General features: G+C 70.0%; 19 protein-coding genes and 1 tRNA gene. 17 read left to right on the forward strand and 3 right to left on the reverse strand.

Features of this window, described 5'->3' with window-relative positions; genetic code table 11:
- Positions 1-42: 42 nt before the first annotated feature.
- From WFJ17_RS13525 to WFJ17_RS13560, 8 genes are all read left to right on the forward strand, one after another.
- Positions 43-1,065: a glycerophosphodiester phosphodiesterase family protein gene (locus tag WFJ17_RS13525; RefSeq protein WP_251445886.1), complete on the forward strand. Its 1,023-nt coding sequence runs from the start codon at positions 43-45 to the stop codon at positions 1,063-1,065.
- 52 nt (positions 1,066-1,117) lie between these two features.
- A complete protein-coding gene (locus WFJ17_RS13530; RefSeq protein ID WP_251445889.1) occupies positions 1,118-3,604 on the forward strand; it encodes an ATP-dependent helicase in 2,487 nt (828 codons plus the stop codon).
- Between the two features lie 27 nt (positions 3,605-3,631).
- Positions 3,632-4,792, forward strand: coding sequence for an SseB family protein (locus WFJ17_RS13535; RefSeq protein WP_336648700.1), 1,161 nt, complete (start codon positions 3,632-3,634; stop codon positions 4,790-4,792).
- 241 nt (positions 4,793-5,033) lie between these two features.
- Positions 5,034-5,660 carry a SipW-dependent-type signal peptide-containing protein gene (locus WFJ17_RS13540; protein ID WP_336648701.1) on the forward strand — a complete coding sequence of 209 codons (627 nt, stop codon included), beginning with the start codon at positions 5,034-5,036 and terminating at the stop codon, positions 5,658-5,660.
- 52 nt (positions 5,661-5,712) lie between these two features.
- Positions 5,713-6,297 carry a SipW-dependent-type signal peptide-containing protein gene (locus tag WFJ17_RS13545; RefSeq protein ID WP_336648702.1) on the forward strand — a complete coding sequence of 195 codons (585 nt, stop codon included), beginning with the start codon at positions 5,713-5,715 and terminating at the stop codon, positions 6,295-6,297.
- An 82-nt stretch (positions 6,298-6,379) separates the two neighbouring features.
- Entirely contained in the window at positions 6,380-7,129 is a 750-nt protein-coding gene (locus WFJ17_RS13550; protein ID WP_251445902.1) for a signal peptidase I, read from the forward strand.
- Entirely contained in the window at positions 7,116-7,760 is a 645-nt protein-coding gene (locus WFJ17_RS13555) for an LPXTG cell wall anchor domain-containing protein (RefSeq protein WP_336648703.1), read from the forward strand. The genes WFJ17_RS13550 and WFJ17_RS13555 overlap by 14 nt, the downstream gene beginning before the upstream one ends.
- The gene (locus WFJ17_RS13560; protein WP_336648704.1) at positions 7,757-8,266 is read left to right on the forward strand and encodes a hypothetical protein; all 510 of its coding nucleotides are present in this window, start codon (positions 7,757-7,759) and stop codon (positions 8,264-8,266) included. The genes WFJ17_RS13555 and WFJ17_RS13560 overlap by 4 nt, the downstream gene beginning before the upstream one ends.
- Positions 8,267-8,291: 25 nt before the next feature.
- Here the strand turns inward: WFJ17_RS13560 and WFJ17_RS13565 are convergent, their stop codons facing one another.
- The gene (locus tag WFJ17_RS13565) at positions 8,292-8,969 is read right to left on the reverse strand and encodes a YqaJ viral recombinase family protein (RefSeq protein WP_251445909.1); all 678 of its coding nucleotides are present in this window, start codon (positions 8,967-8,969) and stop codon (positions 8,292-8,294) included.
- Positions 8,970-9,246: 277 nt separating this feature from the next.
- On the opposite strand from WFJ17_RS13565, the gene WFJ17_RS13570 reads away from it, so the two are divergent.
- From WFJ17_RS13570 to rplL, 3 genes are all read left to right on the forward strand, one after another.
- Positions 9,247-10,287: a hypothetical protein gene (locus tag WFJ17_RS13570; RefSeq protein ID WP_336648705.1), complete on the forward strand. Its 1,041-nt coding sequence runs from the start codon at positions 9,247-9,249 to the stop codon at positions 10,285-10,287.
- Positions 10,288-10,679: 392 nt separating this feature from the next.
- On the forward strand, positions 10,680-11,168 hold the full coding sequence (gene rplJ / locus WFJ17_RS13575) for a 50S ribosomal protein L10 (RefSeq protein WP_251445913.1): 489 nt from the start codon (positions 10,680-10,682) through the stop codon (positions 11,166-11,168).
- Positions 11,169-11,217: 49 nt separating this feature from the next.
- Positions 11,218-11,601, forward strand: a complete 384-nt coding sequence (rplL, locus tag WFJ17_RS13580) for a 50S ribosomal protein L7/L12 (RefSeq protein WP_251445916.1) — start codon at positions 11,218-11,220, stop codon at positions 11,599-11,601.
- 139 nt (positions 11,602-11,740) lie between these two features.
- Here the strand turns inward: rplL and WFJ17_RS13585 are convergent, their stop codons facing one another.
- A complete protein-coding gene (locus WFJ17_RS13585; RefSeq protein ID WP_336648706.1) occupies positions 11,741-12,760 on the reverse strand; it encodes a LacI family DNA-binding transcriptional regulator in 1,020 nt (339 codons plus the stop codon).
- Positions 12,761-12,993: 233 nt separating this feature from the next.
- Between WFJ17_RS13585 and WFJ17_RS13590 the strand changes: the two genes are divergently transcribed.
- The 5 genes from WFJ17_RS13590 (at position 12,994) to WFJ17_RS13610 (ending at position 18,219) form a co-directional block, all read left to right on the forward strand.
- Positions 12,994-14,325, forward strand: coding sequence for an ABC transporter substrate-binding protein (locus tag WFJ17_RS13590; protein WP_292883969.1), 1,332 nt, complete (start codon positions 12,994-12,996; stop codon positions 14,323-14,325).
- Positions 14,326-14,442: 117 nt separating this feature from the next.
- Complete coding sequence (locus tag WFJ17_RS13595) at positions 14,443-15,786, forward strand: carbohydrate ABC transporter permease (RefSeq protein ID WP_336648707.1); 1,344 nt, start codon at positions 14,443-14,445, stop codon at positions 15,784-15,786.
- Complete coding sequence (locus WFJ17_RS13600; RefSeq protein WP_336648708.1) at positions 15,786-16,754, forward strand: carbohydrate ABC transporter permease; 969 nt, start codon at positions 15,786-15,788, stop codon at positions 16,752-16,754. The genes WFJ17_RS13595 and WFJ17_RS13600 overlap by 1 nt, the downstream gene beginning before the upstream one ends.
- A gap of 143 nt (positions 16,755-16,897) precedes the next feature.
- Positions 16,898-17,545, forward strand: a complete 648-nt coding sequence (locus WFJ17_RS13605; protein WP_336648709.1) for a phosphatase PAP2 family protein — start codon at positions 16,898-16,900, stop codon at positions 17,543-17,545.
- 65 nt (positions 17,546-17,610) lie between these two features.
- Positions 17,611-18,219: a GNAT family N-acetyltransferase gene (locus WFJ17_RS13610; RefSeq protein WP_336648710.1), complete on the forward strand. Its 609-nt coding sequence runs from the start codon at positions 17,611-17,613 to the stop codon at positions 18,217-18,219.
- A gap of 124 nt (positions 18,220-18,343) precedes the next feature.
- Here WFJ17_RS13610 and WFJ17_RS13615 read toward each other — a convergent pair.
- Positions 18,344-18,431, reverse strand: a tRNA-Ser gene (locus WFJ17_RS13615).
- Positions 18,432-18,546: 115 nt separating this feature from the next.
- Here WFJ17_RS13615 and WFJ17_RS13620 point away from each other — a divergent pair.
- Complete coding sequence (locus WFJ17_RS13620; RefSeq protein WP_336648711.1) at positions 18,547-19,944, forward strand: LssY C-terminal domain-containing protein; 1,398 nt, start codon at positions 18,547-18,549, stop codon at positions 19,942-19,944.
- The last annotated feature ends 27 nt before the right edge of the window (positions 19,945-19,971 follow it).

Consider the following 19,971-nt stretch of genomic DNA (forward strand, 5'->3'; position numbering starts at 1 on the left):
TACCGGCGGAACCCGTGAGGAGCACTGCCGTACGCTGAGAGCGTGACCCGACGGATCCCGCCCGACGTCTCGCCGACGGATCCGTCCGTCCGTCCGCTCCTGATCGGCCACCGCGGCGCCCCCGGTCATCGGCCGGAGCACACCGCATCGTCCTACCGTCTCGCCTTCGCGATGGGGGCGGACGCCGTCGAACCCGACGTCGTCGCGACCGCCGACGGGGTACTGGTGATCCGTCACGAGAACGAGATCTCGGGCACCACCGACGTGGCCGACCATCCCGAGTTCGCGGATCGCCGCACGACGAAGCGCGTCGACGGGGAGCGTCTCACCGGGTGGTTCACCGAGGACTTCACCTGGGCCGAGCTCGCCACCCTGCGCTGTCGGGAGCGGATCCCCGCCCTGCGTCCCGGATCCGCGGAGTTCGACGGCACCGAGCCGATCCTGCGGCTGACCGATCTGCTGGCGCTCGTCGCCGAGGCCTCGGCCGAGCGCGGTCGCGAGCTCGGCATCGTGCTGGAGATCAAGCATGCGACCTTCTTCGCCCGGATCGGGCACGATCTCGCGGCACTGGTCGAGCGCGACCTGCGCGCGGCCGGATGGGCGTCGGGGGAGCACCCGCTCTGGATCGAGTCGTTCGAGCAGACCGTCCTGGCGGAGCTGCGCGGGCGCGGCGTCCGCGGGAGGTTCGTGTACCTGCTGGAGGCGACCGGTGCGCCGGCGGATCTCGTCGCGCGGGACGGCGCCGACGCGCAGACCTATGCGGAGGCGCTCGCCCCGGAGGGGCTCGACCGGCTGGCCGGCGAGGTCGACGGCATCAGCGTGGACAAGGCGATCCTGCTGCGCGACCACGGAGCGGACCTGGTCCGGGCGGCGCACGCACGCGGGCTGGACGTGTTCACCTGGACCTGTCGTCCGGAGAACGCGTTCCTCGACCGCCGCTTCCGCCGGGGAGCGCGCAAGGCCGCGTTCGGCGACTACCGGGCGGAGTGGGAGTCGATCGCGGCGACCGGCGTGGACGGGGTCTTCGTCGACCATCCGGACCTGGGCGCCGCGGTGCTCCGCTGACACCCTCCGCGCCGGAGTCGATGTCCGCTGCTCGACCTAGACTGGGAAGGTCATGAGCGAAGCCCCCTCTCCCGTCATCCTCCCGCCCGGAACCGCCCCTCGAACGGGTGCGGGACCGTCCGCGGGAGCCCCCGCGGACGACCTGCTCGCGGGCCTCAACCCGCAGCAGCTCGACGCGGTCACCTACCGCGGGCAGGCCCTGCTCATCGTGGCGGGTGCGGGGTCGGGTAAGACGAGCGTGCTGACCCGGCGCATCGCGCTGCTGCTGCGTCAGCGGGAGGCCTGGCCGAGCCAGATCCTCGCGATCACCTTCACCAACAAGGCCGCGGGCGAGATGCGCGAGCGCGTCGCACAGCTCGTCGGAGACACGGCCCGCGGCATGTGGATCTCGACGTTCCACTCGGCCTGCGTGCGCATCCTGCGTCGCGAGGCCGAGCAGTTCGGGTTCACCAAGTCGTTCACGATCTACGACTCCGGCGACTCGCGCGCGCTCATCAAGAGGCTCGTCAAGGAGCACGAGGCCGACGCGTTCGGCTACACCCCGGCCGCGATGCAGTCGCGCATCTCGAAGCTCAAGAACGAGTTGCAGGATGCCGAGTCCTTCGCCCGGCAGGCGAACATGTCGGATCCGGCGGAGCGCGTGTTCGCGGAGGTGTTCGCCGACTACCAGCGTCAGCTGCAGAAGGCCAACGCCTTCGACTTCGACGACCTGATCGGGCAGACCGTCTACCTGTTCCGCGCGTTCCCGCAGGTGGCCGACGTCTACCGGCGCCGCTTCCGCCACATCCTCGTCGACGAGTACCAGGACACCAACGCCGCGCAGTACGCGCTCATCCACGAGCTCACCCGCCCGGTGCAGGGGAGCGCGCCCGAGCCGTATGCCTCGAACGGCATGATGATCTTCGAGCCGGATCCGCAGGAGGCCGCCGGCGCCGAACCGGGCGCCGCCCTCACCGTGGTCGGCGACTCCGACCAGTCCATCTACGCGTTCCGCGGCGCCGACATCCGCAACATCAGCGAGTTCGAGCGCGACTTTCCGGGCGCCAAGGTGGTGCTGCTCGAGCAGAACTACCGCTCGACGCAGAACATCCTCTCCGCCGCGAACGCCGTGATCAGCAACAACTTCGACCGCAAGGAGAAGAAGCTCTGGAGCGACAAGGGATCCGGTGACGCGATCGTCGGGTTCACCGGCTACTCGCAGCACGACGAGGCCCAGTTCGTCGCGGACGAGGTCGAGGCGCTGCGTCGGGCGGGCATGCCGTATGGGGAGATGGCGGTGTTCTACCGCACCAACTCGCAGTCGCGTGCACTCGAGGAGATCCTCATCCGCTCCGCCGTGCCCTACAAGATCATGGGCGGCACCAAGTTCTACGAGCGCGCCGAGATCAAGGACGCCCTCGCCTACCTCGTCGCGGTCGCGAACCCCGCCGACGAGATGGCGGTACGGCGGATCCTGAACAAGCCGCGCCGCGGGATCGGAGACGTGACGGAGACGTCGATCGCGCGATTCGCGGAGGAGCACGGGCTGAGCTTCCGCGATGCCCTCGCGCACCCGACCCAGCTCGGCGTCGGGCCGAAGATCCAGGGCGCGATCGCGCAGCTGGACGCCGTGCTGCGCGAGGCGACCGAGATCATGCTGCCGGCCAGCGGCGAGATCGCACCGCCCACCGCGGTCGCGGAGGGCCTCACGGTGCTGCTGCAGAAGAGCGGATACCTGGACGCGCTGCGCGCGAGCCGCGACCCGCAGGACGAGGCCCGTCTGGAGAACCTCGACGAGCTCATCGCGGTGACCCGCGACTTCGCCCGGAACAATCCCGAGGGCACGATCGCCGACTTCCTCACCGAGGTCGCGCTCGTCTCGGACGCCGACGACCTCGACGACGAGTCCGGGGTGGTCTCGCTCATGACGATGCACACGGCGAAGGGTCTCGAGTTCGACGCCGTGTTCGTGACGGGCGTCGAAGAGGATCTCATCCCGCACCGGATCTCGGCGAACGAGCCGGGCGGTCCGCAGGAGGAGCGGCGCCTCTTCTACGTCGGCATCACCCGGGCCCGCAAGCGCCTGCACCTGTCGCTGGCGATGACCCGCGCCCAGTTCGGCGAGGTGTCGGTCGCGATGCCGAGCCGGTTCCTGCAGGAGATCCCGGGCGACCTCATCGACTGGCGGCAGTCGCCGGGCGACGTGAACTCCCGCGGCGGCACGCAGTCCCGAGCCCTCAACGCCCGCCGGCCGGGCGGCTTCGGCGGTTCCGGCAGCGGCTCCGGCGACCGGTTCGCCGCGCGGGCGCTGCCGAAGCGCGAGGGCCTCACGCCCCTGTCCACGGCGATGGACAAGTTCCCGAACCGGGTGACGGCGAAGGTGCGCGACAACGGCGATCTCGAGCTGAACGCCGGCGACCGGATCCGCCACGACGACTTCGGTGAGGGGCGGGTCGAGGCGATCACGGGCGAGGGGGCCAAGCGGATCGCGCATGTGCGCTTCGATTCCGCAGGTCAGAAGAAGCTGCTCGTCAAGATCGCGCCGATCCAGAAGCTCTGACGCGAAGGGCGCGGTTAGGCTGGGGCAATGGGTCTTTTCTCGCGCCGTAGCAAGCAGGACGATGCCGTCACGCCGGAGTCCGCTCCTGCCACCGCCGAGGAGGCCGCCGACGCCGACCGGGCATCGGTCTCCGTCGCCGAGGGCGGCGCCGGCGCGGCCGACGCCGATGTGCCGGTCGTGAACATCGCGGTGCAGGCCTTCCGCGGGCTGGGCTCGCCGTCCGGCCCCGTCGTCGACGCGCCGACCGAGGCGCCCGAGCCCGGTCATGACCTGATCGACCCCGTCGTGGACGAGGCGCCCGTGCCGCCTGCTCAGGCGCAGGCTCCTTCCGGGCGCCCGCCGCTCCCGCTGGCTCCGGCGGATCCGCCGGAGCCGACCGAGTCGATCCCCGGAATGCCCGACAACGTGCTGCTGCGCGAGGCGCTCGCCATGCTCGGCGACGACGCGAGCCAGGCGGAGCTGCTCGGCGTGCTCCGCCAGTCGCTGCAGGGCAACCTCTTCCTGCGCGTGAGCGGCGATGCCGGCGAGCAGATCAAGGAGGGCCGGCCGCTCGCCGTCGCCGTCGTCAACGACGGCGAGAACTCCTTCATGCTCGCTTTCAGCTCGGCCGCCGCCGTGCGCGACTCCGTGCAGCAGGGCGATGAGGACCCGTCGGAGACTTCCGCCGTGGTGCAGCCCGTTCAGGCCGTCTACCAGAACGTGATCGAGGGACCTTTCGCCGGGCTCATCATCGACAACGCCTCCGAGCCGCACCGTGTCGTGTTCCCGTCGGAGATCCTGCAGAAGGCGCTGGAGGAGGCGGATCCGACCTTCGCGGTCAAGGCCCTGCTCGCGGCGCCCCGTGCGGCGGACTCCGAGGCCCGTGTGGCCGAGGCGCTGACCACGGCCCGGCTCTGGGTGGCGGTCAGCGATGTCGACGGCGACGGCCAGTACGGCGTGGCGGAGGCGCACACGGCCGAGGGGGCACGCTACCTGCAGCTGTTCAGCCACCCGCTCGAGGTCATCGCGCTCGGCCGCGGCGACCAGCCCCTGCCCTTCACCGCCGAGCAGATCGGCGCCGTGCTCGTTCAGCAGCCCGAGATGAGCGGCGTGCTGGTCGACGCCGCGGGCCCCGCGATCGCGGTCGGCCGGGGCGCCCTCGGTCCTGTGATCGCGCTCGCTCCCGCTGCGGAGGAATCGGCCGAGTAGGCCGTCGGTCCCGCCCGGAGCCGGCCGAGGAGGCCGTCGGTCCGACGCGGAATCGGCCGAGGAAGCCGTCGGTCCGGCGCGGAATCGGCCCGGCGGAGCCCCGTCGAGTGGCTCTGGGAGGGCATCCTCAAGGGCACCCTCAAGGATCCGTGAAGCGAACCTCAAGAACATGTGAACGCTCTTGCATGCCAGTATTCCGAAATGAAGGATGAGGTCAACAACCCCGACCACGAGGACGATCATGACCAGCACAGCTCCTTCATCCACCCGCACACGTCGCAAGGTTCTCGCCGTCCTCGCCGGAGGCCTCGTCCTCGGCGTGGGCGCCGCGATCACCCTCGCGGCCTGGAACGACTCCGAGTTCGCGACCGGCACGTTCACCGCCGGCTCCTTCAACCTGCAGGGGTCCACGGACGGCACCACCTACGGCGAGCACACGACCGCTCCCGGCGCTCCGCTGACGTTCAGCGCCAACTTCGGCAACCTCACGCCCGGTGACAGCGTCTACGCGTCGTACTGGCTGCAGCTCGACAAGAACACGACCAGCCCGGCGACCGTCACGCCCGCGCTCGACGCCACGTCCGGCACGGGCAGCAACGCATCGGCCATCTCGTACAAGGTCTACACGGTGCCCAGCGCGACCGCGTGCGACGCGAACGTGGCCACGACCGGCACCCTGATCCTCTCCGGCGCGAACCTCAGCACCGCCACCGGTGCGACGACCTTCTCTCTGGCCAAGGGCACCCCGCCGACCACCGCCGGCGCCGCGCAGAAGCTGTGCTTCGTCGCGACCGCCGGAACCCAGGCGGTCCTGCAGCAGGGACAGAGCGGAACGGCCGTCTGGAAGTTCACCGCGACCTCGAACTGAGGACGTCATGATGCGAGCCCACCGAGGGAGGCGAGCAGCGCCGCGCGCTGAGGTGCGAAGGATCCGTCTGCTGCGGATCCGGGCGCTGCTCGTCGGCGGGCTCGTGCTCGGCACGGGAGCGACATCCACCCTGGCGAGCTGGAACGACGGCGAGTACGCCACCGGTTCGTTCACGGCCGCCCGATTCGGCATCGAGGGCAAGCTGCCCGCCGAGACCGACTACGGCAAGCACACCGGTTCCAATGCGGCAGTGCTGGGGTTCACCCCCGCCGTGACCGGTCTGTATCCCGGGGTCACCGGGTATGCGGCGTTCTCGGTGCGGGCCACCAGCGGATCGATCGCCGGCTCGGTCCGGCTCACCGCCGGAACGCCGACCGGCACGCTCACCGAACTCCGCTACGGCGTGCGGACGGTGGGCAGCGCATCGGCGTGCAACGCCTCCGGCTACTCCGGCGGGACCTCCGTGATCCCGGACAACTCGACCTTGGACACGTCGGCCGCCGTCGCGCAGACGCTGGCCGCCGACCGCACCCCGGTGTACTACTGCTTCGCGATCTCGTTGCCCGTGGGGGCCTCGAACGGGATGCAGTCCCAGTCGAGGGCGCAGTCGTGGCAGTTCGTCGCGATCTCCGGCTGAGCCGGGCGCACGCGGCGGCGGCACCGAAGGATCCACGTGATCGCGATCCGCTCGCCGCGGACCACACAGAGAGAAGGACGGCATGACCGAGACGACGCAGCCCCTCACCCGCCGTGCCGCGCGCGAGAACGCGGCGGCAGACGGCACCCGCGGCGAGCACGCCGAGACTCCCCGCACGACAGCGGCGGAGTCCCGTGACGAGCGACCGGCCGCGGAGGGCGGACGGTCGCGCCGCACCTCTCTTCGAGGTGTGCTCGGCGAGGTCCTGCTCTGGGTCCTGGCCCTGGCGGGGCTCGTCTGCATCGTGCTGGTGGTCCTCGCGTTCACCGCGCACATCACGCTCATCATGTTCCGCACCGGCTCGATGGCCCCCACGATCCCCGCCGGATCCGTCGCTATCGTGCAGCAGATCCCCGCGTCGCAGGTGCACGTCGGAGACGTGGTCACCGTGGACCGCCCCGGCGAGCTCCCCATCACGCACCGGGTGCGCGTGGTCGCGGACGGCGCGCAGCCCGGCGAGCGCCTCCTCACGCTGCGCGGCGACGCGAACGCGCACGACGACCTGGCGCCGTATCCGGTCTCGACCGTGCGGATCGTGCGCTTCTCGGTCCCCGGGGTCGCCCCCGTGATCGTCGCGTTCAGCAACCCGCTCGTGCTCGGCGGGATCACGGTCGGCGTCGCCGGCCTGGTGATCTGGGCGTTCTGGCCGCGCGGCCGCCGCCCGCAGGGACAGGAGGGCTCGGATGAGGGAGACGGCGGTCCGGCGGACCGTCCCGCGGACGCGGGGCCGCGTCGCCGGGGCGCAGGAACGGAGAACCGTGTATCGCCCTGACCGCGGCCCCGCCGGGATCCTCACCGCCCTGGCGGCGTCCGCGGTGCTGCTCATCGCCGCGATGCCGGCAGCAGACGCCGCGCCGACGACCGAGACCGTCCAGGGCCGGTACGTGCGCATCGTGTCGAGCGCCGACTGGGATGCCGCAGCGGCGATGGGACCGGGTGCCAGCGTGCGCTGGGACCTCGTGGTGAGTGCGGCCGCGCCGGAGCCCGGCACGCTGCGGCTCGGGCTCAGCGCCACCGGGGACGCCTCGATCACCGTCGACGCGCGGCTCTGCCCCACGGCGTGGCAGGGCGAGACGTGCACTGAGGGGGAGCGCCTGCTGCGTTCCGCGTGGACCGTCCCGCGCGACGGCCGGACGGTCGCGCTCGACGAGATCCCCGCCGACGCGGTCGCGCATCTCCGGCTGGATGTGCGCCTCGATGCGCGGGAGGACCCGGCGGTCACGCAGCTCCGCGTGCAGGCGGAGGGGTTCGGCGACCGGATCCAGACCGGTCCGACGCCGGCCCTCCCCGCGACCGGGGGATCCGTGCCGGTCGTGGCGATCGCCGGCGGGGCCGCGCTGCTCGTCGCGGCGGCCGTGCTCCTGCTCGTCGGCCGACGACGCCGCGGCGGCGAGGACTCATGAGCGTCGCCGAGCGCGGTCCGCGCCGTCGCGTCGCGATCGCCCTGCTCGCGATCGGGGCCTGTGCGGCGCTGCTCGCGTGGCCCCGGCCGGCCCTGACGGACGCGGCGTACACGGATGCCGAGTACGTCGCGAGCGGCACCATCTCTGCCGGGTCGCTCTCGAATCCGACGAACATGACGTGCACTCCGATGAAGGCCCTCGGGATCATCACCGGAGTGACGGTCACGTGGCAGTCGGCGTATCCGCTGACGCCGACGACGGTTCCGACCTCGAAGCTCACCGCCAACCCGTCGAGCTACGTGAGCACGATCAGCTCCTCCGGGACGGGCCCGTTCACCTACACGATGACTCTCAACGAGGGGCTGCTCGGCGGCATCCTCGGCAACGCGCTCGGCAGCACGGTCACCTTCACCGTCGTCAATCAGGCGGGGACGAACTGGCAGTCGGCGAGCATCACCAAGACCTTGACGACGGGCGCGCTCGGGTTGAACCCCAAGTGCACGTGATCGGCCTGGTCCCGGCGCGAGCGCGTCACTCCGCGAGGGCGAGGGCGCGGAACATGTCGCGCTCGCGCAGCGCGTCCCGTTTGCTCGGCGCGGCCGGCGCGGGACGCGGAGGCGCCTGGCCCGTCGTGCGGTGGTAGAGCTCGTCGATCAGGCGCGTGGCGAGGCCGACCAGGCGCCCGATCTCGCGGTCGTCGCGGTCGATCCACACCGACTTGGGCTCGTCGTGGATGGGGCGGAAGTCGTCGTGCTCCTCCCACACGAACAGCGTGCGCTCGGCGCCGAGCACATGCTGCTGCCACCACACCTGTCGCAGGTAGGTGCGGGGGATGGAGCGCCACGACTTGTTGGTGGTCTTGATCTCCGCGAGCAGCACGCGGCCGCCCGGCTCCTGCACGATGCCGTCGGGGGTAGCCAGGTGGCGCTTCTCGACCTCGGCGCAGAACAGGGCCGACGAGGGCAGGATGCCGTGGGTCGCGGCGACCCAGGCGGCGATCTCCGGCTCGCGACGCCGGCCGTGGTCGGTGTAGACGTTGCCGCCGAAGCGGGGTCCCGCGCCGAGCTTGGCGTCGGCCGCGCGGGCGATCGAGGTCTCGCTGGTGAGCCCGGCGACGTCGGTCGCGGTGATCCCGCGGGCCCGCGCGCGCAGCCACGCCACCCGGTCGCGCGAGTCGGCGACGATGCGCGCTTCGAGTTCCGGGGTCACCCACCGAGGCTACCTCCGGCCGCCGACTCCGGCGCCCTGGCACGCCGCGGGGACGGAGTCCGCGTCCGCCGGTAACGCCCGGCGCCGAGTGCACGGTCGGTTGCCGAGCGCACGGGTCGTTCGCGCGAAGTTCCCGTGCAGTCGGCGGGTTCCCGTGCGGTCGCGGCCGACGACGCCGGGTGGCCCTTCGTTCCGCACAACGGGCGAACCCGCCGGGTCCCGCACCTTTCGCGTGAGGCGCCCTCCACGATGCCCCGGCACGGCGCCAGCATCAGGCATGATCTCGTTCGATTCTCTTCCGGCTCATCCGGATCCGCTCGTCGGCGCCTCGCATCCGCCCCTCGAGCACGAGGTGCGCTCGCGCGACGATCTGATCCTGAACGGGTGGACGGATCGGCGCCTCGCGGCTGCCGTTGCGCGAGGCGAGCTCTTCCACCTCCGGCGCGGCTGGTACATCGACGGCGCAGAACGTGCGGCGCTCCACCCCGAGGAGCGTCATCGGGCGCACGTCATCGCGGTCGCGCGGGACAGCACCGGGGGTGCGGTCATGTCGCACACGTCCGCCGCCGTGCTTTGGCGGCTGCCGCTGCACCGGATCCGCTGCGCGGCCGTGCACATGACGATGCCCGCCGCCCGGCGGGTGTCGAGCAGCCCCGACGTACGGCGGCATGCGGGGCCGTTGCCCGCCGCCGATGTCGTGATCGTCGACGGGATCCGATGCACCTCGCTGTCACGCACGGTGTTCGATCTCCTGTGCGTCCTGCCTCGGGAAGCGGCCGTGTCGGTCGCGGATGCCGCGGAGCGTCAGATGGCGCGGCGCCTGCGCGAGTGGGATCTGGATGCGGTCGCGGCCTGGCGCCTCGAGCTCGGCCGACGCCTTGCCGAGGCCGACGGGAGGAGGGGCGTCCGTCAGGCGCGATGGGTCGCGGCGTTCGCGGACGGACGGGCGCAGCTTCCCGGTGAGAGCGTCAGCCGACTGCAGCTGCATCGGCTCGGGTTCGCGGCGCCCGAGCTCCAGGTTCCGGTGGCGGGACCGGACGGGCGGACCTTCTTCGTGGACTTCGAGCTCGGCGATGTGCGCTGCTTCGGTGAGTTCGACGGCAAGGAGAAGTACTTCGACGAGGCGATGCGCTCGGGGCGCACCGTGGAGCAGGTGATCTTCGACGAGAAGCGCCGGGAGGACTGGATCCGCGGTGCCTCGCAGAACCGTTTCGCCCGCTGGGGGATGGAGCACATCGGCACACCGGCCGCCCTCGGCCGCCGACTCGCCTCGTTCGGCGTGCGTCCGCCGGATGCCGGTGCGCAGGGTCGCCGATGATGCCCCGCGCCGAGTGCACGGGTGGTTGCCGAGTGCACGGGCTGTTCGCGCGAAGTTCCCGTGCAGTCGGCGGGTTCCCGTGCGCTCGCGGCGAGAGCGGGCGACGCGGCGGCGAGAGCGGCGCCGATTTGGGGGAGCGGCGCAGATGCCGTAGTCTGGGACCAACCGAAGACCGCTGGTCATCGTCGTGTGCGCGAGCACGAGACGATCGAAGCACTGCCGGATCCTGGATCCGAACAGCAGAGGCCCGCGCAGGTGACACGAACGAACTCCAGATCCTGGACCACGCTCCGTGCGCTTGCGCCGGAGCGTTTTTGTTTGCCTGCAGAGCGCGGCGGTCGAGGCCGGTGCTCCACCGCCGTGGAGCATCCCGTACTCATCAAGGAGTGACCATGGCGCAGAAGGATGCATCGGTCGCCGAGCTCACGAAGAATTTCGAGAACTCGAACGCCGTCCTGCTGACCGAGTACCGCGGTCTGACGGTTGCCCAGCTCAAGCAGCTGCGCAACAACATCCGTCAGGACGCGAACTACGCCGTGGTGAAGAACACGCTGACCAAGATCGCCGCGAACAACGCGGGGATCACGGCGCTGGACGACGACCTCAAGGGTCCGTCGGCCGTCGCGTTCGTGCACGGCGACTTCGTCGCCACCGCCAAGGCTCTGCGTGACTTCGCCAAGGCCAACCCGCTTCTCGTGATCAAGGGCGGCATCTTCGAGGGCAACGCCCTGAGTGCCGACGAGGTCAACAAGTACGCCTCCCTGGAGAGCCGCGAGGTTCTGCTGGCGAAGGCTGCGGGCATGATGAAGGCGACGATGGGCAAGGCCGCGGCCACCATCGATGCTCTTCGCGAGAAGCTGGAGACCGCCGAGGCCGCCTGAGCCTCCAGGTCTTCACCCCCCAAACCCCCATCTATCTAGGAGATACATCATGGCGAAGCTCACCACCGAGGAGCTGCTCGACCAGTTCGCTGGTCTGACCCTTGTCGAGCTCAGCGAGTTCGTGAAGGCGTTCGAGGAGAAGTTCGACGTCACCGCTGCCGCTCCCGTCGCCGTCGCCGGCGCTGCGGGTGGCGCTGCCGGCGCCGAGGCCGAGGAGGAGAAGGACTCGTTCGACGTCATCCTCGAGGCCGCCGGTGACAAGAAGATCCAGGTCATCAAGGTCGTCCGCGAGCTCACCTCGCTCGGCCTCGGCGAGGCCAAGGCCGTCGTCGACGGTGCCCCGAAGGCCGTCCTCGAGGGCGCCAACAAGGAGGCCGCCGAGAAGGCCAAGGCTTCCCTGGAGGAGGCCGGCGCTACGGTCACCCTCAAGTGAGTCGAGGCGGGTCAATGCTGCGAAGCAGCGTTGACCCGCCTGCGACTCAGGTTGAGCGAGGACGCGCGTAGCGCGCCCGAGACGAAACCTGCGTCAGAGACGCTGCGAAGGCCCCGGGTTCTCCCGGGGCCTTCGTGCGTCAGCGGGCTGTCTCCGCTCGCGGCGGGGCCGTCGACTGGCGGGCCACGAGGGTCGCGGGGGAGGCCACGTGCTCGAGTGCGGCCTCGGGATCCTGCATCCGCGCGCGCAGCAGGCGCACCGCCTCGACGCCCTGCTCCCGGGGGTTCTGCCGGATGGTGGTCAGACTGAACATCTCGGCGTAGCGGTGGTCGTCGATGCCGGTCACGCTGAGTTCGCTGGGCACGCCGATGCCGAGCCGCTGCGCCGCGATGATCGCCCCCACGGCCGCCTCGTCGCACACCGCCGCGATCGCCGTGGGGCGGCTGCGCCGGTCGGCGAGGAGGGCTGCGGCGGTGGCGAACGCCTCGGGGATCGTGGACTGCGTGGGCACGGCCCTGATGTGTTCCTCCAGGCCCGCGGCGATCATCGCCTGCCGGTAGCCGTCGAGCCGCTTGCGCTCCCCGAAGCTGAACTGGTCGGCATCCGGCTCGTCCCCGAGGAACGCGATGTTCTCGTGGCCGAGGTCGATCAGGTGCTCCGTCGCCACGCGCGCGGCCACCACGTCGTCGATCGAGACGGTGTCGGCGCCCTGGGTGAAGGGACCGACGGACACGAGCGGCAGTCCGATCCCCGCGAGCCGTTCCAGCTCATGCGCGCCGGGCTGCAGGCACACGGCGATGATGCCGTCGAAGCGGCGGCCCGCCAGGGCGTGATCCAGCATGCGGGCGCGTTCGGCGCTGCCCTCGGCCGCTCCATACAGGGCGAGGTCGAGTCCGTCGTCGATGAGGGCCTGCTGGAGACCCGCGAGCAGCTCGGCGAAGTACCAGCGGTCGGCCATGGGCATGATGACGCCGATGGTCGAGGTGCGCCCCGTGGCGAGGCTCGATGCGCTGGAGTGCGCGGCGTAGGCCAGCTCGCGGGCGGCGCGCTCCACGCGCTCCCGGGTCTCGGCGGAGACGTAGCCGTTGCCGCTGAGCGCGCGACTGGCAGTGGACTTCGCCACGCCCGCGCGCAGTGCGACATCGATGATCCCGGTCACGGCGCATCCTCCTCGAAACGGATGCCCTCACCATAGCGATATCCCAGCTTCTATGGAACCGGTTTCTTCCATCGGTTTCACTGGAATCACTGCGCAAACGCCTGGTTATCCAGTTGTGATCGAATCCGCATTGCGGAAGTAACGGAGAGCCCACTAGTGTCGCCTGGAAGCGGTTCCTGAAGGAGCCCCCAGTGCTGGGGAAATCCACCCCGCGAATTCGAAGGAGAAAACGTATGGGAATGTCTCAGCGACGTCGCCTGATCGCGCCTCTGGCGTTGCTTGCGGTGTCCGGACTCGCGCTCGCGGGATGTGCCGAAGGCGGCTCGTCCGGGGGCGGGGACTCGTCCGGCAAGGGTGAGACCGTCAAGATCTCCGGCGGCATCACGGGATCCGAGGCGGATCTGCTGAACAAGTCCTTCGACCAGTTCACCAAGGACACCGGGATCAAGGTCGTCTACACGGGCGACAAGGGCTTCGAGGGCAACATCGTCACCAAGGTGTCCGGCGGCAGCGCCCCCGACATCGCGATCGTGCCGCAGCCGGGTCTGCTGAAGAGCCTCGTCGGCACCGGTCAGGTCAAGGAGGCCCCCTCCGAGGTCTCGGCGAACGTCGACAAGAACTGGTCCAAGGACTGGAAGACCTACGGCACGATCGACGGCAAGTTCTACGCCGCTCCGATGCTGGCCAACGTCAAGGGCTACGTCTGGTACTCGCCCGCCAAGTTCAAGGAGCTCGGCGTCGAGGTGCCGAAGACCTGGGACGACCTGCTGGCGCTCACCAAGACGCTCCAGGAGAAGAGCGGCGCCGCACCGTGGTGCGCGGGCTTCGCCTCGGGCGACGCCTCCGGCTGGCCCGGCACCGACTGGATCGAGGACCTGGTCCTCCGCCAGAGCGGCACCGACGTCTACGACAAGTGGGTCGCGGGCGACGTGAAGTTCACCGACCCGCAGATCAAGCAGGCCTTCGACGCCCTCGGCACGATCCTGCTCGACCCGAAGTACGTCAACGCCGGCTTCGGCGACGTGAAGAGCATCAACTCGACCGCCTTCGCCGACGTCGCGGCCAAGGTCGCCGACGGCACCTGCCTCATGACGCACCAGGCCTCGTTCCTCTCGTCGAACTTCCTCGACGTGAAGACCAAGGACGGCAAGGCGCCGACCGTGGCGCCCGACGGCGACGTGTACGCGTTCGTGCTTCCCGGCATGAAGGAAGGCGAGACCACCATCGAGGGCGGCGGCGAGTTCGTCGCGGGCTTCAGCGACAACACCGCGACCAAGAAGGTCCTGGAGTTCATGTCCTCGCCCGAGTTCGCGAACGCCCGCGTGAAGCTGGGCGGCGTCATCTCCGCCAACAAGAACGCGGACGCCTCGCTCGCCTCCAGCGAGTTCCTTCAGGACGCGATGAAGACGCTGCAGGATCCGAAGACCACGCTGCGTTTCGACGCGAGCGACCTGATGCCGGCCACCGTCGGCTCCGGCTCGTTCTGGAAGGGCATGGTCAGCTGGATCGACGGCAAGCCGACCGATCAGGTGCTGAGCGACATCCAGGCCGGTTACAAGAACTAGCCTGAGCAGCACCCCCGTAGGGCTGCGGGGCTCGTCCGCATCATCGCGGACGGCCCCGCAGTCGTCATCGGGCAGATTCCTGACAGAGTTCATCGTCGAACCCGGAAGGGGCTCCACATGTCGCAGACCACAGCGACCGAGACCGCGAGATCCGATCGCAAGACCGAGTCCGTGCGCTCCGGCCGCACCACCGCTTCCCGATCCGTCACGGTCGGCGCCTACATCGTCGGCGCGATCCTGATCATCGGGATCTTCATCGCTCTCATCGCCGGCGGTCCGGCGGAGAGCCCGAAGCCGACCTCGCTCGGCTTCTCCCTGAACAGATTCTTCGTCTGGCTCGGCGGTCTGAACCCGCTGCTGCAGATCCCCTTGGTGCTGGTCGTCTTCGGCATCGTGGCCGGGGTGCTGCTGGTGCTCATCGAGTACGCGCCGAGGCACGGCAAGGGCTATTTCTGGCTGCGTCTCGTGGCCTGTTTCGCCATTCCGGTGCTGGCGTTCATGATGCTGCGTCCGTATCAGAACGCGGTCGTGTACGTCATGATCATCGCCCTGGTCGCCGGCGGCCTGCTGTTCTTCGCCGACTACCGTGCGCGCGAGGGATCCGGCTACCTGTTCCAGCTCACGCTGTTCATGGCCCCGGCCACCCTGCTGCTGATCATCGGCCTCATCTACCCGGCCGTCTCGACGATCATCCAGTCCTTCTTCGACAAGACGGGCAAGGACTTCGTCGCCCTCGAGAACTACCAGTGGGTGTTCACGAACCCGGAGGGGTTCTGGTCCGTGATCAACACGCTGATCTGGGCGCTCATCGCCCCGATCGTGTCGACGATCTTCGGGCTCGCGTACGCGGTGTTCATCGACCGCGCGCGGGGCGAGAAGATCCTGAAGGTGTTCGTGTTCATGCCCGTCGCGATCTCGTTCGTCGGCGCCGGCATCATCTGGAAGTTCATCTACGACTTCCGGCAGGGCGACCAGATCGGCCTGCTGAACGCGATCGTGACGCTGTTCGGCGGCAAGCCGGTCTCCTGGCTCGACACGACCCCGCTCGTCAACACCGTCTGCCTGCTCATCGTCTTCATCTGGACGCAGACCGGGTTCGCGATGGTGATCCTGTCGGCGGCGATCAAGGCGGTTCCGACCGAGCAGATCGAGGCGGCGTCCCTGGACGGCGCGAACGCCTGGGAGAGGTTCCGCAACGTCACGGTTCCGGGGATCCGCTCCTCCCTGATCGTGGTGCTCACCACGATCACCATCGCCTCGCTGAAGGTCTACGACATCGTCGCCGTGATGACCGGCGGCCGGGCGAACAGCACCGTGCTCGGCTTCGAGATGGTCAACCAGCAGCAGCGCTTCCAGAGCTACGGGCACTCCTCGGCGCTGGCCGTCGTGCTGTTCCTGTTCGTGCTGCCGCTGATCATCTACAACGCCCGGCAGATGGCCAAGCAGAGGGAGATCCGCTGATGAGTGCGACGCAGGCAGTCGTCACCGACAACCGCAGCGCGCGCCAGGTCGCACGCGACACCCGCCGCAACGAGGCCACCGCGCAGAAGCGGCTCACGTCGCGCGGCGCCACGATCGCGGCGGTGATCATCGCGATCTTCTGGACCATCCCCACGCTGGGGCTCTTCGTGACGTCGTTCCGCCCCGGAGCCGACTCGAACAGCACCGGCTGGTGGACCGTGTTCGTGAACCCGTCGTTCACGCTGAGCAACTATGCCGACGCGCTGAACTCGGGAGGCACCGCGCTGACGCTCGGGGCCTCGTTCGTGAACTCGCTCGCGATCACGATCCCGGCCACGGTGATCCCGATCTTCATCGCATCGCTCGCGGCCTACGGCTTCGCGTGGATGAACTTCAAGGGCAAGAACCTCGTGTTCGTGCTCGTGTTCGCGCTGCAGATCGTGCCCATCCAGATGGCCCTGGTGCCGCTGCTGTCGCTGTTCTCCCGCGGGCTCACGCTGTTCGGCACGCAGATCTTCCCCGGCTTCACCCTGCGCGATGTGGACCACAGCTTCGCCACGGTGTGGATCGCGCACGCGATCTTCGCGATGCCGCTGGCGATCTTCATGCTGCACAACTTCATCTCGGAGATCCCCGGTGAGGTCGTCGAGGCGGCCCGCGTGGACGGCGCCGGGCACGGGCAGATCTTCTTCCGGATCATCCTGCCGCTCGCGATGCCGGCCATCGCGTCGTTCGCGATCTTCCAGTTCCTGTGGGTCTGGAACGACCTGCTGGTGGCGACGATCTTCGCGCCGGAATCGTCACTGCCGCTGACCCAGACGCTGAACTCGCTGTCCGGCACCTGGGGCAATCAGTGGTACCTGCAGTCGGCGGGAACGTTCATCTCGATCATCGTCCCGCTGATCGTGTTCTTCGCCCTGCACCGCTTCTTCGTGCGCGGTCTGCTGGCCGGCGCGACGAAGGGCTGATCACCGCACCATCGCCGAGGCCGGTGCCCGCACGTCGCGGGCGCCGGCCTCGTCCGTGCCACCCGCGTCCGGGATCCGGCCTTTCGGCGGGCTCTCGGAACGGCCGGCGCGGTTCCGGGAGCGGATCGGGGGAGAATGGGCGGATGACGCGTCGGCTGGCTCTCGTCCTCGGTCTCGTCGGGGTCGCGGTGACCCTGGCGACGGCGGTCGTCCTGGCGACCGCACCGGGCCTGATCGTCTCGCTCGACGACGCCTGGAACCTCGAGATGGTCGAGTGGCGCAACCCCGCGCTGACCGGCTGGGCGCTGGTCATGAACGTGCTCGGAGGGGGCTGGGTCGCGACGATCCTCACCCCGCTCCTGATCGCGCTCGTCGCGTGGATCGTGCGCGGCTGGCGCGGCGCCGTGTTCGCGATCGCGGCCTTCGCGTTCAGCGCCGGGATCGTCCAGCTCGTGAAGAGGGCGCTGGGTCGGGACCGGCCGCAGGATCTGCTGATCGCCTCGGATTTCGGATCCTTCCCCTCCGGGCACACCTCGAATGCCGCGACGCTCGCCGTGGTGCTCTGGTTCCTGTTCCCGTCGCTGTGGGTCGCGATCGGCGGCGCCCTCTGGGCGGTCGCGATGGGCTTCTCCCGCACCGTGCTCAGCGTGCACTGGTTCAGCGACACGGTCGGCGGCGCGCTGATCGGCGCGGGCGCGGCCCTGCTCCTCGCGGCCGCGCTGTGGCGCTGGGTCCGCCTGCCGTCGATGCTCCAGGCGGGAGACGGCCGGAGCGCGGATCCGCCTCGCTAGGCTGAGAGGATCCGCTGGTCTCCGGGCGCCGCAGCGCGTCCGGGACGCCGATCGAAGGGCACTCCGTGGCACGCATCCGACCGTTCCGCTCCGACGACGTCGTCGGGCTGTACGACGTGTGCGTGAAGACCGCAGACGTGGGCGCCGACGCCACCGGCATGCTCGAGGACGACGCCCTCTGGGGCGACCTCTTCGCGGTGCCCTACGCGCGCCGCGATCCCGGGCTGTGCTGGGTGGTCGAGTCCGACGACGCGCGGGTGATCGGGTACGTGGTCGCCACGGACGACACGAACGCCTTCGCCGGTTGGTTCCGCGACGAGTGGTGGCCGTCGCGCCGCGACCGCTACCGCCGCTCCGGTGCGCAGGAGCCCACCGCTCAGGACCGCTTCATCGCGTACGGCGACCGGCAGGCGCCGAGTGACGACGCGATCGTGCGGGAGTACCCCGCGCACCTCCACATCGACCTGCTGCCGGAGACCCAGGGGCAGGGGCTCGGCCGCCGGCTCATCGACACCCTGCTCGCCGAGCTCGGACGTCGGGGCGTGCCCGGGCTGCACCTCGGGATGAACGCCGACAACCATTCGGCCGGCGCCTTCTACGAACGGCTCGGCTTCACCGAGCTCGCCTCGGGCGAGGGCAGCACCACCTACGGGATCCGGATCCCCTCGGCCTGACGCGGTGCGTGTCGTCCGACCCGGACCGGTCGCCTGACGAAGGCGGCCGCCCCGAGGCGCGTCCGGCTCATGACGAAGGCCCCGCCTCCCCAGCGGCTTTCTTGGGGAGTCGGGGCCTTCGATCTGGCGGTGACGGCGGGATTCGAACCCGCGGTTGCTTGCACAACACACGCTTTCCAAGCGTGCTCCTTCGGCCGCTCGGACACGTCACCAGGAGGACAACCTGATCAGTCTATCCGATCCGCGGGTGTGATCCGGACCAGGGCGGAGCGCCCCGGAGAGCGGGCGCCCGTGCCAGGATGAGGACGACCGCGAAGGAGAACGACGGTGACCGGCACCGACTCGCAGCACGCCGACGGGGAGCATCCGTCGAGACGGCGCTGGGCCCTGCAGATGCAGCAGCCGCTGCCGTCGTCCACGGTCTTCGACCGGTTCGCCTTCCTCGTCGGCACCGCCTCGGCCGTCTGGCTCGCGGTGATCATCTCGCTGCAGACGTTCCGCTACGCATGGTCGGTGCTGCTGTTCGTCCCGGTGTGGGCGATCATGGCCTACCTCGTGCTCCCGCGCCTGCACCGGATGCTGAGCGATCTGTACGTGCCGGACTACTTCTTCGGGCGCACCCGCACCGCCGACGGGCTGCTCGGGGATCCGGTGAACCTCGGCGTGGACGGCACCGCGGCCCAGCTCGACGACGTGATGACCCGGGCGGGCTGGCACAGGGCCGACGAGATCACCGCCGCGTCGACGTGGGGAATCATCGTCTCGACGCTCACCCGGAGGAGCTACCCGACCGCGCCCGTCTCGCCGCTGATGCTCTTCGGGCGACGCCATGACGTGGCCTACCAGCAAGAGGTCGCGGGCAACCCCAAGCAGCGCCATCACGTGCGCTTCTGGCACTGCCCGCCCGGGTGGCTCCTACCGGGCGGGGCGAAGACCGACTGGCTCGGTGCGGGAACCTACGACACCGACGTGGGGCTGAGCCTCTTCACGCTCCAGGTGACCCACCGCATCGACGAGAACACCGACATCGAGCGCGATTTCGTGGTGCAGAGCGCGCGCGATGCCGACCCTGCCGTGCGGGTGCGCGAGCTGCACGACTTCACCACCGGCTACCACTCCCGCAACGGCGGCGGAGACCGGTTCATCACCGACGGCGACCTGCCCATCCTCGACGTCACCCGCGTGGTCGTCCCGGAGGACGCCGATCCGGCCGCCGCTCCCGGCGGCTCCCGGTCCGCCGTCCTTCCGGAGGAGGGGCACGGCGAGTCGCTGCGCACCACGGCCGAGCGCTCGATCCGGCGCGCCCCGCTGTCGACCTTCTTCGCGGTGGGCGTCGTGGTGCTCGGGGCGCTGCTCGACCTCGGCGGCCTCGTCATCGGGATGGCGACGGATGCCGACATCCGCCGGCTCCTGGCCGACGGCCCGGCCGACCAGGCGACGGTGCTGCTCGTGGTGATCGGGTTCGGAGCGGTCGTCTCGATCGCTCAGCTGCTCATGGCCTGGTCGGTGCTGCGCCGGGGCAGGCGTTCCCGGGCGGTGCTCATGGTCCTGCTCGCGATCGGCGTGCTGTCGACCGCCATCGACTATCTCGACGGCCGCGCGGCGCTCGGGTTCAACGGCACGCTGCTGGCGGCCTGCCTGCAGTGCCTCGCCCTGCTCGCGCTGTCGAGCGAATCCGCCGGGGCATGGGCGCGGCGGCGGTCGACGGCCCACCGGGGCAGCTGACGCACGCGACTGCGCCGGTCCGTTGCG

Source organism: Microbacterium sp. MMO-10 (genome assembly GCF_037148715.1).
GTDB lineage: Bacteria > Actinomycetota > Actinomycetes > Actinomycetales > Microbacteriaceae > Microbacterium.

Excerpts from the sequence above, each read along its gene's own strand:
- WFJ17_RS13530 (WP_251445889.1), top strand. The coding sequence starts at position 1,118 with ATGAGCGAAGCCCCCTCTCCCGTCATCCTCCCGCCCGGAACCGCCCCT.
- WFJ17_RS13535 (WP_336648700.1), top strand. The coding sequence starts at position 3,632 with ATGGGTCTTTTCTCGCGCCGTAGCAAGCAGGACGATGCCGTCACGCCG.
- WFJ17_RS13540 (WP_336648701.1), top strand. The coding sequence starts at position 5,034 with ATGACCAGCACAGCTCCTTCATCCACCCGCACACGTCGCAAGGTTCTC.
- WFJ17_RS13550 (WP_251445902.1), top strand. The coding sequence starts at position 6,380 with ATGACCGAGACGACGCAGCCCCTCACCCGCCGTGCCGCGCGCGAGAAC.
- WFJ17_RS13560 (WP_336648704.1), top strand. The coding sequence starts at position 7,757 with ATGAGCGTCGCCGAGCGCGGTCCGCGCCGTCGCGTCGCGATCGCCCTG.
- WFJ17_RS13570 (WP_336648705.1), top strand. The coding sequence starts at position 9,247 with ATGATCTCGTTCGATTCTCTTCCGGCTCATCCGGATCCGCTCGTCGGC.
- rplJ (WP_251445913.1), top strand. The coding sequence starts at position 10,680 with ATGGCGCAGAAGGATGCATCGGTCGCCGAGCTCACGAAGAATTTCGAG.
- rplL (WP_251445916.1), top strand. The coding sequence starts at position 11,218 with ATGGCGAAGCTCACCACCGAGGAGCTGCTCGACCAGTTCGCTGGTCTG.
- WFJ17_RS13590 (WP_292883969.1), top strand. The coding sequence starts at position 12,994 with ATGGGAATGTCTCAGCGACGTCGCCTGATCGCGCCTCTGGCGTTGCTT.
- WFJ17_RS13595 (WP_336648707.1), top strand. The coding sequence starts at position 14,443 with ATGTCGCAGACCACAGCGACCGAGACCGCGAGATCCGATCGCAAGACC.
- WFJ17_RS13600 (WP_336648708.1), top strand. The coding sequence starts at position 15,786 with ATGAGTGCGACGCAGGCAGTCGTCACCGACAACCGCAGCGCGCGCCAG.
- WFJ17_RS13605 (WP_336648709.1), top strand. The coding sequence starts at position 16,898 with ATGACGCGTCGGCTGGCTCTCGTCCTCGGTCTCGTCGGGGTCGCGGTG.